The organism is Streptomyces albospinus (assembly GCF_014648695.1).
Classification (GTDB): domain Bacteria; phylum Actinomycetota; class Actinomycetes; order Streptomycetales; family Streptomycetaceae; genus Streptomyces; species Streptomyces albospinus.
Map to the genome: position 1 here is coordinate 1 of NZ_BMRP01000038.1, position 10,562 is coordinate 10,562.

The following is a 10,562-nucleotide window of genomic DNA, read 5'->3' on the forward strand; positions in this document are numbered from 1 at the left end:
CCGGTCCGCTCTGCCCCGCGCCGACCGCTGTCCAGCGGTCCCCGTCCTGCCAGGCCTGGGTCCGGGGCACCAGCCCGGCGAGAAGCTCCAGCGGCGGCCGTACCGGCAGGCCCATCGCCACCCGCTCCAGCGTCTCCGTGAGGTCCGCCACCGCGGGCTCGCCCCACCGTAAGGACAGCACCGCGACCAGCGCCGCCAGTTCGGCCGCGCACTCCTCGGCCTCCGCCGGATCCACCTCCCAGAGCGGGCCGCTCTCCCACAGCCGCGCCACATGGAATCCCGGCCCGCTCTCGCCGGCCGCGGTCCGCTCCCGCTGCTCCGGGAATGCCCGGGCCCGTAACGCGTCGAGCACGCGGAGCGCCGGCCGCGGCGCTTCGGGTGGCTCGGGCGCTTCGGGCGCGTCGGCTCGGGCGGTCCGGGCGGTCCGGGCGGTCCGGGGCGTCCCCGGCATGTTCGGTGTCATGACGTCAGTAAACCGCCGGGGTCTGACAATTGGCCCTCCGAGCGGTCCGCACCGCCGCCGCGGACCGCTCCCCGGGCCTCGCCCGGCAGCCGGAGCGGGCTCGCCGCACACCCGCTGACCGGCTACGATCCGCCAGACAGGCGAGGCGAGGAGACGGACGTTGGGTCGGCTCACCGGTGGGGACCCCTCCCTGCTGCGACGGATCAACTCCGCGGTGGTGCTGCACGCACTGCGGGCCGCGGACTCCCCCACGCTCACCGATCTCGTCCAGGTGACCGGCCTGTCCCGGCCGACGGTCGAGGGCGTGATCGAGGGGCTCATCGAGACCGGGCTGGTGGCCGAGGCGGCGGCCGAGGAAGGCGAGACCCGGCGCCAGGGGCGGCCGGCCCGCCGGTTCCGCTTCCGTACCGAGGCCGGGCATCTGCTGGGCATCGAGATCGGTCCGCACCGGGTCGCCGCGCTGCTGTCCGATCTGAGCGGACAGGTGCTGGACTCCGCACAGCGCCCGGTGGCGGAGACCGCACCGGCGGACGAGCGGCTGGAGCGGGTACGCACCGTGGTGGCCGATCTGCTGCGCCGGACGGGCGTGGCGCGCGGTTCGCTGCGGGCGGTCGGGGTGGCCGGACCGGGCATCGTGGAGGCGGACGGCACGGTACGGCTGTGCACCGCGCTGCCCGGCTGGACGGGGCTGCCGCTGGGCGAGCGGCTGCGAAGGTCGTTCCGCTGCCCGGTGCTGGTGGAGAACGACGCCAACGCGGCGGCGGTGGCGGAGCATTGGCAGGGCGCGGCGACCGGTTCGGACGACATCGTCTTCGTTCTCGCGGGGCTGAGCCCGGGGGCCGGTTCGCTGATCGGCGGGCGGCTGCACCGCGGCTTCGGCGGGGCGGCCGGGGAGATCGGCGCGCTGCACCTGCTGGGCCGCGAGGCGACGCCGGAGAAGCTGCTGTCGACGACCGGGGAGCCGCTGCACCCGCTGGACGAGGCGCAGGTGGCGGCGGTCTTCGCGGCGGCCCGGGACGGCGACGTCCAGGCGCAGGAGGCGGTGGAGCGGTTCATCCGGCGGCTGGTGCACGATGTGGCCGCGCTGGTGCTGGCGCTCGATCCGGAGCTGGTGGTGATCGGCGGTTGGGCGGCCGGGCTGGCGGGTGTCCTTGCGCCGCTGCGCCGGGAGTTGGCGCGCTACTGCCTGCGCCCGCCGGAGGTCGCGCTGTCCCGGCTGGGTGAGGCGGCCATCGCCACCGGGGCGCTGCGGCTGGCGCTGGACCACGTCGAGGGTGAACTCTTCGCGGTGGAGGGGACGGTGACGGGCCGCCGCTGAGTCGCGGGCGCGCACGGGGCAGGCCCGCGCCGGAGAGGCGTCCGGTGCGGGCCTGTCGGCGCGGCGGGTCGGTCAGCCCGCGAGCAGCGGCTCCGTCTCGCTCTCCCCGAACGTGAGCCGGCACGTGTCGGCCCGATACGTGGAGACCGCGACGGCTGCCGTACGGCCTCCGGAGACATAGCGGGTGGTGACGACCAGGACCGGCGCGCCGGGCAGCCGGTCCAGCAGCCGGGCGTCCTCGGCGCGGGCCGAGCCGAGCTCGACGGTACGGTCGTGGCCGTCCAGCTCCAGCGTCTGGAGCTCCGCCAGCACCGCATGGGCGTGCGCCGGGCCGGTGGTCGACTCGGCGTCGCCGGGGAGCACTTCGGACGGTACGTAGAGCAGCTCGGCGGCGACCGGCCGGCCGACCGAGACCCGGTTGCGGCGGACGACGTGGACCACATCGCCGGGGGCCGTCTCCAGGAGGCGGGCCACCGCGGCGGGCACCCTGTCGGTCCGCACGGCGTCGACCGGCTGCCAGTCGTCGCCGGTGGCACCGGGCCAGGTGTGGCGGGCGGGGTCGACGGCGACGCCGACCCGCGGGGGCGCGACGGTGGTGCCCACTCCGCGGCGGCGCTGAAGCCTGCCTTCCAGCTCCAGCTGTTCGAGCGCCTGCCGGAGGGTGGCCCGCGCGACGCCGAACCGCGCGGCCAGGTCCCGCTCGTTGGGCAGGATCTCGCCGACCGAGAACTCCGAGTCCAGCGCCTCGCTGAGCACGGTCTTGAGATGCCAGTACTTCGGTTCCGGAGCCGTTTCGAGCTGCGTGGTCCCCACCCCCATGGACGCGGGCCCGCGGGCGGGCCGGATTATGAGCGCTTCTTTATTAAAGGTTGTTGCAGTATCCCGACGATATGACCGCCCCTACCCTTGGTCAAGACCAATCCACCAACCCTTTCCGGGCGACCACACGGCCTTCACCCGCACCGCCGCCGGGGCGGCGCGGTCGTCGCGCGAAGAGCGGTCCGGACGTCGGCCGGCGGGTGGGAGTGCGACGACAGGCCTTAGGCTCCGGTGCATGCTCACGCTCCTGCACACCTCGCCCGTCCATGTCCCCGTCTTCGACGCGCTCCGCGACGAGGACACCCCCGGGCTCCCGCTGCGGCATGTCGTACGGCCCGAACTCCTCGCGAAGGCCCGGGAGTCGGGTCCTGCGGCGGTGGCGGAGGAGGTCGCCGGGGCGCTCGCCGCGGCGGCGCGCGACGGGGCGACGGCGGTGCTGTGCACCTGCTCGACGATCGGCGCGGTCGCCGAGGAGGCCGGAGCCCGGCTGGACCTGCCCGTCCTGCGGGTGGACCGGCCGATGGCCGCGGCGGCCGTCGCCGCCGGGACCCGCATCACGGTCCTCGCCACCGTGGAGAGCACGCTCGCGCCCACGGCGGAGCTGATCGCGGCCGAGGCCGACCGGGCCGGGCGCGCGGTGCAGGTGCAGGCAGAGCTCGTTCCGGGCGCCTGGGAACGGTTCGCGGCCGGTGATACGGAGGGCTGTCTGACGGCGGTCGCCGCCGCGGCGCGCCGGGTGCGGGACGCCAAAAGCACCGACGCGATCGTCCTGGCACAGGTGTCGATCGCGGCCGTGGCGGATCGGCTGGCGGCGGAGGAGGCGGCCGGGGCGGCCGGCGGCGGGCCCGTGGTGCTGTCGAGCCCGCGGCCCGGTCTGCGGGCCGCGGCTCGGCTCGCCGGCGGCGCTGCGTAGACCGGGCGACGGTCCCGGGGCGGTTCAGGCCGTCAGCGACGCCAGCTTGTCCGGGTTGCGGATGATGTAGATCGTCTGGATCCTGCCGTCCTGGATGCCGAGCTGGAGAACGGTGTCCACGATGCCGCCGTAGGCGATCAACAGCGCCAGCCCGCCGTTGAGTTCGCGGAAGGCGAGCTCCGGGCCGGGCGGCAGGCCGCCGGCGACGCCGAGCAGGAACCGCGCGACCTTGTCGGGGGACTCGATGATCCGCAGTGGGGCCTTGGCCTTGCCGCCGCTGTCGCCGACCAGCCGCGCGTCCGCAGCGAGCAGGCTCAGCAGCCCGTCCAGGTCGTCCCCGGTGGCGGCGGCCAGGAAGCGCTCGGTCAGCTCGCGCTGCCGGTCCGGGTCCACCTCGAAGCGCGGGGTGCCGTCCGCCACGTGGCGCCGCGCCCGGCCGGCCAGTTGGCGCACCGCCGCCTCGCTGCGCTCCAGGACGCCGGCGATCTCCGCGTACGGATAGCCGAACGCCTCCCGGAGGACGAACACGGCGCGCTCCAGAGGGGAGAGCGACTCCATGACGACGAGGACGGCGAGTGTGACGGTGTCGGCGAAGACGGTGCGCTCTGCGGTGTCGGGCGCGGTGCCGCCGGACACCAGGACGTCCGTGGCGAGCGGTTCCGGAAGCCAGGGGCCCACGTAGGACTCGCGGCGGGACGTGACCTGCCGGAGGCGGTCGATGGCCAGGCGGGTGGTGATCCGTACGAGATAGGCGCGCGGTTCGCGCACCTCGGCACGGTCCACGTCCGACCAGCGCAGCCAGGCGTCCTGGACCACGTCCTCGGCGTCGGCGACCCGGCCGAGCATGCGGTAGGCCACGCCGTGCAGCAACGGGCGGTGCGCTTCGAAGACTTCGGTGGCGTCGGTCGCGGGATCGGTCAGCACCCACCCATACCAGCGGGCCGCCGCCGCATTGTCCAGCGGGAATCGTGATCGCCCGCCGTCGCCGGCGCCGGACCTCCCGGAGCCGCCCGTTCCGGATCCGCTGCTCCGGGGCGTTCGTTGCCGCCCCCGTTGCCGCCCCCGCGCCCCCGTGGGAGCAGCCCCGAGCCGAGCGCGACCCCGGCGCCGACCAGCAGGCCGGCGCCGCCCCGACAGCGCGGCCGGCTGCTCCAGGAGGCGCTGCGGGACGCGGTGCGCTCGGAGCGGCCGGCGGCCGGAGCGCTGCGGTCCCGAGGCGGCGTTCCTCGTACGGGCCCGGGGCGCTGGGCCGGCGTGCGGGGCCGGAGCTGCGCCCGCCGGCGGACTACGAGTGGGCCGGGCGGGACGGGCCGGCCGCCGGGCGGGACGGGCGGGTGCGGCTGGTCCTGGGATCTGCGCATCTGAGCCGTCGGATATCGCCCGCAGGGTGGCCCTGCTGGGTGGCCTCGGCACGGTCTGACGGGCGGACCGGCAGCGCCCGCAGGGTCACCGGTCGGCGGAGTTGCTCCAGTTTCGCTCGCAGAGCACCAGTCGGTAGCCGTCCGGGTCCTGGATCGTTGTGCCCCACTCGTCCCAGTAGGAGTTGTGGGCGGGCACCCGCTTGCCGCCGCAGTGTTCGAGGCGGGCGACGAGGCCGTCCGGGACCGGTTCGCCGAGGTAGACGACGAGCAAGTCGTCCGGCGTGGGGGCCGGTTCGAGCGCTCCGGAGGGGTCGTGGGTCAGCTCCAGGTGCCAGGAGGCGTCCGGCCAGCCGAGCATCAGGAGGGAGTGCTCGCCCGCCCCGGAGGTGTGGCGGAACAGCTCGGTCAGGCCCAGGCCGGTGCGCCAGAAGCGGTCGGCGGCCGTCAGATCGCGGGACGGGCGGGCGATACGGATATGGGCGGAGCCGTTGGCCGGCATGCGGTGTCACCTTCCGTGGGGCCGCCGTGCGGCGGCGCGTATCAGGACCGTAAGCGCTCCGGCGTCCTCCTGGCGATCGTTCTCCGGTCTTGCGACCCTGGTCCCGGTCCGGGGCAACGGGGCGGTTGTTCACCGGGAGTTCGGCTGCGCGGCACCCGATGGCGATACGAACGGGGGCGTACCGAGCGCGAACGATACGAAGGAGGCGGGAAGATGGCGGACCGATCCGGCGGCAGACCGGGACGGCGGGCGCTCCTTCGGGGCGCTGCGGCCGGTTCCGCGGCGCTGGCGCTGCCCGGGGTCGCCGGGACGGTGCCCGCCGCTGCCGCGCCCGCGCAGCTCCGCGGCGGGCGGCCGAACGCCCGCTGGGGCGTGCAGGCCGGGGATGTGACCGCGTCGTCCGGCCTGGTGTGGGTGCGGTCCGACCGGTCGGCGCGGATGGTCGTCCAGACCGCGGCGACCGAGTCGTTCCGCAATGCCCGGACCTGGCGCGGGCCGCTGCTCGGGCCCGGTACGGACTTCACGGGCGTGACCTCGCTGCACGGGCTGCCCGCCGGGGAGCAGATCCACTACCGGGTGCTGCTCGCCGACCCGGACGACCCGCGCCGCTCCGGCGAGCCGGTCACCGGCACCTTCCGGACCGCTCCCTCGGGGCGGCAAGGAGGTGCATCGCGGTGGGGGTCCCCCCGGACGGAGTCCGGGGGAGATTCCGACCGGAGTGGCGGCGGGCGACGGGCGGGGGTGCGCTTCCTGTGGTCGGGCGATCTGGCCGGGCAGGGCTGGGGCATCAATCCGGAGCGCGGCGGCTACCGGATCTACGAGGACATGCTGCGCCGGGACCCGGACTTCTTCCTGTGCAGCGGCGACAGCATCTACGCGGACAACCCGATCCCGGAGCGGGTGACGCTGCCGGACGGCCGTATCTGGCGGAATGTCACCACCGAGGAGAAGTCGAAGGTCGCCGAGACGCAGGCGGAATTCCGCGGTGCGTTCCGCTACAACCTGCTGGACGGGAATCTGCGCCGGTTCCATGCGCAGGTGCCGACGGTCACGCAGTGGGACGACCACGAGGTGCACAACAATTGGTACCCGGGGCAACTACTTTCCGATGACCGATACACGGAAAAGAACGTCGACGTCCTGTCCGCGCGGGCGCTGCGCGCCTTCAGCGAGTACTTTCCGATCCGCACGCTCCGCCCCGATCTGCGCGGGCGGGTGTACCGGGTAGTGCGGCACGGCCCGCTGCTGGACGTCTTCGTGCTCGATATGCGCCGGTACCGCAATGCGAATTCGCCGGACCGGCAGACCGACGACCCGCAGGGCATTCTCGGGGCCGAGCAGCTGCGTTGGCTCAAGCGCGAGCTGTCCCGCCCGCGTGCGGTGTGGAAGGTGATCGCCGCCGATATGCCGCTGGGACTGGTCGTCACGGACGGCCCGACCGACTTCGAGGCGGTGTCGCAGGGCGATCCGGGCGCTCCTCTGGGGCGCGAGCTCCAGATCGCCGAGTTGCTGCGGCACATCAAGCACGACCGGATCACCGGCACCCTCTGGCTGACCGCGGACGTGCACTACACCTCGGCGCAGCATTACGTGCCGGAGCGGGCGGCGTTCACGGACTTCGAGCCGTTCTGGGAGTTCGTGTCCGGGCCGCTGCACGCGGGCGGATTCCCGGCCGTGAAATTGGATGGAACGTTCGGGCCCGAGCAGCCGTTCATCAAAGCGCCGGACCGTGCGAATACCTCCCCCGCGGAGAGCCCGCAGTACTTCGGCGAGATCGATATCGACGGGGGAAGCGGGGAGCTGACGGTGCGGCTGCGTCAGGAGGGCGGAGAGGTGCTGTTCACGAAAAGACTGCAACCGGGACGGGTAGGGCAGTAGAGGCCAATGCATCGATTGCGTCTTTTACCCGTGCGACACAATGTGTTGGCGACCAGGCAACACCGGTCGGCAAGGCTGTCTGCATGACTGAAGCAACCTCTGCCCGTTCCGCCCGGCGCCACCACTGGCGCCGGGACGTCGTCGAACTGGCCGCACTGTTCACGGCCGTGGCGGTGGCCGACGCGGTGGCCAACACGGTCGCGCACGGCCCGTCCGGCCCGGTGCTGCTGTGCGCCGCGGCGGTCGCCCTGCTCGCCACGACCGCCTTCCACATCTGGTGGTCACGCCGTCATGAACACGCCCCACCGCCGACCGATACCGGCGCCACCGCACCGTCCGCCGCGCCGGCACCCGAGGCCCGCGGCCAGGAGACGGTGCTGTGGCGGATGCGGACCACGGTCCGGGACGAGCCGGGCAGCCTCGCCGCGCTGTGCACGGCGCTGGCCGAGCGGCAGGTGGACATCCTCAGCCTCCAGACCCATCCGCTGTCCGAGGGGACGGTGGACGAGTTCCTGCTGCGGGCACCGGCCGGGCTGGCGCCCGCGGAGCTGACCCGTACGGTGGCCGGCGCCGGCGGCGCGCACAGCTGGCTGGAGCGGGCCGATGCGCACGACCTGGTCGACGCACCGACCCGGATGCTCGGCCTGGCCACCCGCACGGCCCTCGATTCCGCCGAACTCCCGCTCGCCCTGAGGCAGTTGCTGGGCCGCTGCACGATCCGCTCGGTCCCCGCCCGGTCGCTGACCGGGCAGCGGCTCGCCGAAGAGGTGCCCGCCGAGGGCGTGCTGGAGGACCACACCATGAAGTTCCGCGATCCCTCCGGGGGTTCGCTCACCATCGAGAGGCCGCAGTTGCCCTTCACCCCCACCGAGTTCGCCCGGGTACGCGCGCTGGTAGAGCTGGACTCCCGGCTCGGCCAGCGGGTACCGCCGCGGCGCGAGGTGCTGACCCTGCCCGAGGGCAACGCGATCACGGTCCGCCGCGCCGGCACCGCCGATCTGGCCGCCGCCCGGGAGATGCACGACCGCTGCTCGGCGCAGACCCTCGCGCTGCGCTACCACGGCCCGGTCGGCGACGCCGACCGCTATCTGAACCACCTGCTCAGCCCGCGCTTCGGCCGCACCCTCGCCGCGGAGACCGCGTCCGGACGGCTGGTGGCGCTGGGCCACCTCCTGTGGGACGGCGAGGAGACCGAGGTGGCGCTGCTGGTGGAGGACGCCTGGCAGCAGCGCGGCATCGGCGCCGAACTGCTCCGCCGGCTGGTCGCGATGGCCGCCGAGACCGGCTGCGAGAGCGTCTACGCCATCACCCAGGCGTCAAACACCGGCATGGTGACGGCGATGCGCGGGCTGGGCCTGCCCCTCGACTACCAGATCGAGGAGGGCACCCTGGTCATCACGGCCCGTCCGGCGGGCGTCCCCGAGCACCGGGAATCCCGCGAGGCGCTCCGTGCCCGGGACGGCTCCCGGCACGGCTGATCCGGGCGACCGGCCGTGACCGGGGGGAGCTCGGCAGCGGACGCGACAGGAACGTCAGCCGGAATGATGGTGACGTGGCGGGCCCATCCGTACGAGGATGGCCCGCATGTCCAACACCACTACTCCCGCGGGCGGTCCGCTGCCCCGCCAGGTCGCCGACGCCTATGTCGACGCCCTCGTCGACCTGGATCCGATCACCGGCACCTTCCTCGGCGTCGCCGAGAGCTCCGACAAGCTCCCCGACTTCTCGCCCGAGGGCCAGGAAGCGGTGGCGCAGCTCGCCCGTACGACGCTGGAGCGGCTCGCCGAGGCCGAGGCCCGGCCGGGCGCGGACACCCCCGCCGAGAAGATCTGCGCCCGGCTGCTGCGCGAGCGGCTGACCGCCGAACTCGCGGTCCACGACGCGGGCGAGGGGCTGCGGACGGTCAGCAACCTCAGCTCGCCGCTGCACCACATGCGCGAGGTCTTCACCGTCACCCCCACCGAGACCGAAGACGACTGGGCGGCGATCGCCCGGCGGCTGCGCGCCGTCCCGGCCGCCCTGGCGGGCTACCGCGCCGCCCTCGAAGCCGGCCTCCGGCAGGACCTCCCCGCCGGACCGCTCCAGGTCACCACCGTCATCGGCCAGTTGGGCGAGTGGATCGGCACCGACCGCAGCTGGTTCGCCGAGTTCACCGACCCCGGGCCGGAGTCCCTGCGCGGCGAGCTGGCCGCGGCGGCGGACGCGGCCACCGGCGCCCTGGTGGAGCTGCGCGACTGGTTCCGGGACAGCTACGCCCCGGCTATCGAGGGCGCCCCGGACGTCGTGGGTCGGGAACGGTACGCCCGGCTCGCCCGTTACTACAACGGCGCCGACCTCGACCCGGAGGAGGCGTACGCGTACGGCTGGTCGGAGTTCCACCGGCTGCTGGCCGAGATGGAGGCCGAGGCCGAGAAGGTGCTGCCCGGCGCCAAGACGCCGTGGGATGCGCTGTCCTGGTGCGACGAGCACGGCGAGGCGGTCGAGGGCGTCGAGGAGACCCGGCAGTGGCTCCAGTCGCTGATGGACGAGGCCATCGACGCGCTGGACGGCACCCACTTCGAACTCGCCGAGCGGGTCCGCCGGGTGGAGTCCCGGATCGCCCCGCCGGGCAGCGCCGCCGCCCCGTATTACACCCAGCCGTCGCTGGACTTCTCCCGCCCCGGCCGCACCTGGCTGCCGACGATGGGCGAGACCCGCTTCCCGGCCTACGACCTGGTCTCCACCTGGTACCACGAGGGCGTGCCCGGCCATCACCTCCAGCTGGCGCAGTGGGTGCATGTCGCCGACGAGCTCTCGCGCTACCAGACGACCGTAGGCATCGTCAGCGCCAACGCGGAGGGCTGGGCGCTGTACGCCGAACGCCTCATGGACGAACTGGGCTTCCTGACCAGCGCCGAGCGCCGCCTGGGTTATCTGGACGCGCAGATGATGCGGGCGATCCGCGTCATCATCGACATCGGTATGCACCTGGAGCTGGAGATCCCGGCCGACTCCCCCTTCCACCCGGGCGAGCGCTGGACCCCGGAGCTGGCGCACGCCTTCATGGCCGGCCATTGCAGCCGCCCGGCGGACTTCGTCGAGAGCGAGATCATCCGCTACCAGGGCATGGCCGGCCAGGCGATCGGCTACAAGCTCGGCGAACGCGTCTGGCTCCAGGGCCGCGAGGCCGCCCGCGCCCGGCACGGCGCGGACTTCGACCTCAAGTCCTGGCACATGGCGGCGCTGTCGCAGGGGTCGCTGGGACTGGACGACCTGCTGAGCGAGCTGTCGTCGCTCTGACCGGACCGTCCGCCCGGCACGGCGCGCCCGCC

9 protein-coding genes are annotated in these 10,562 nt (G+C 74.0%); 5 read left to right on the plus strand and 4 right to left on the minus strand.

All coding sequences use genetic code 11. From position 1 onward, the window contains the following. On the minus strand, nucleotides 1–463 hold a 463-nt coding region (locus IEZ17_RS32660; RefSeq protein WP_189306530.1), incomplete at its 3' end, for a hypothetical protein. Nucleotides 464–623: 160 nt separating this feature from the next. Between IEZ17_RS32660 and IEZ17_RS32665 the strand changes: the two genes are divergently transcribed. Further along, the gene (locus tag IEZ17_RS32665; RefSeq protein ID WP_189306532.1) at nucleotides 624–1,781 is read left to right on the plus strand and encodes an ROK family transcriptional regulator; all 1,158 of its coding nucleotides are present in this window, start codon (nucleotides 624–626) and stop codon (nucleotides 1,779–1,781) included. A 72-nt stretch (nucleotides 1,782–1,853) separates the two neighbouring features. On the opposite strand, the gene IEZ17_RS32670 is transcribed toward IEZ17_RS32665, so the two are convergent. Then, nucleotides 1,854–2,594 carry a GntR family transcriptional regulator gene (locus IEZ17_RS32670; protein WP_189306534.1) on the minus strand — a complete coding sequence of 247 codons (741 nt, stop codon included), beginning with the start codon at nucleotides 2,592–2,594 and terminating at the stop codon, nucleotides 1,854–1,856. A 241-nt stretch (nucleotides 2,595–2,835) separates the two neighbouring features. Here IEZ17_RS32670 and IEZ17_RS32675 point away from each other — a divergent pair, with 241 nt between their 5' ends. Beyond that, nucleotides 2,836–3,513, plus strand: a complete 678-nt coding sequence (locus IEZ17_RS32675) for an aspartate/glutamate racemase family protein (protein WP_189306536.1) — start codon at nucleotides 2,836–2,838, stop codon at nucleotides 3,511–3,513. Nucleotides 3,514–3,537: 24 nt separating this feature from the next. On the opposite strand, the gene IEZ17_RS32680 is transcribed toward IEZ17_RS32675, so the two are convergent. Together IEZ17_RS32680 and IEZ17_RS32685 are read right to left on the minus strand one after the other, a co-directional pair. Next, a complete protein-coding gene (locus tag IEZ17_RS32680; protein ID WP_189306538.1) occupies nucleotides 3,538–4,437 on the minus strand; it encodes an RNA polymerase sigma-70 factor in 900 nt (299 codons plus the stop codon). Between the two features lie 522 nt (nucleotides 4,438–4,959). After that, entirely contained in the window at nucleotides 4,960–5,373 is a 414-nt protein-coding gene (locus tag IEZ17_RS32685; RefSeq protein WP_189306540.1) for a VOC family protein, read from the minus strand. 213 nt (nucleotides 5,374–5,586) lie between these two features. On the opposite strand from IEZ17_RS32685, the gene IEZ17_RS32690 reads away from it, so the two are divergent. From IEZ17_RS32690 to IEZ17_RS32700, 3 genes are all read left to right on the plus strand, one after another. Beyond that, a complete protein-coding gene (locus tag IEZ17_RS32690; protein WP_189306542.1) occupies nucleotides 5,587–7,251 on the plus strand; it encodes an alkaline phosphatase D family protein in 1,665 nt (554 codons plus the stop codon). A gap of 83 nt (nucleotides 7,252–7,334) precedes the next feature. Beyond that, nucleotides 7,335–8,729 carry a GNAT family N-acetyltransferase gene (locus tag IEZ17_RS32695; protein ID WP_189306544.1) on the plus strand — a complete coding sequence of 465 codons (1,395 nt, stop codon included), beginning with the start codon at nucleotides 7,335–7,337 and terminating at the stop codon, nucleotides 8,727–8,729. 106 nt (nucleotides 8,730–8,835) lie between these two features. Further along, complete coding sequence (locus tag IEZ17_RS32700) at nucleotides 8,836–10,530, plus strand: DUF885 domain-containing protein (RefSeq protein ID WP_189306546.1); 1,695 nt, start codon at nucleotides 8,836–8,838, stop codon at nucleotides 10,528–10,530. Nucleotides 10,531–10,562 lie beyond the last annotated feature (32 nt).

Excerpts from the sequence above, each read along its gene's own strand:
- IEZ17_RS32675 (WP_189306536.1), top strand. The coding sequence starts at position 2,836 with ATGCTCACGCTCCTGCACACCTCGCCCGTCCATGTCCCCGTCTTCGAC.
- IEZ17_RS32685 (WP_189306540.1), bottom strand. The coding sequence starts at position 5,373 with ATGCCGGCCAACGGCTCCGCCCATATCCGTATCGCCCGCCCGTCCCGC.
- IEZ17_RS32690 (WP_189306542.1), top strand. The coding sequence starts at position 5,587 with ATGGCGGACCGATCCGGCGGCAGACCGGGACGGCGGGCGCTCCTTCGG.
- IEZ17_RS32695 (WP_189306544.1), top strand. The coding sequence starts at position 7,335 with ATGACTGAAGCAACCTCTGCCCGTTCCGCCCGGCGCCACCACTGGCGC.
- IEZ17_RS32700 (WP_189306546.1), top strand. The coding sequence starts at position 8,836 with ATGTCCAACACCACTACTCCCGCGGGCGGTCCGCTGCCCCGCCAGGTC.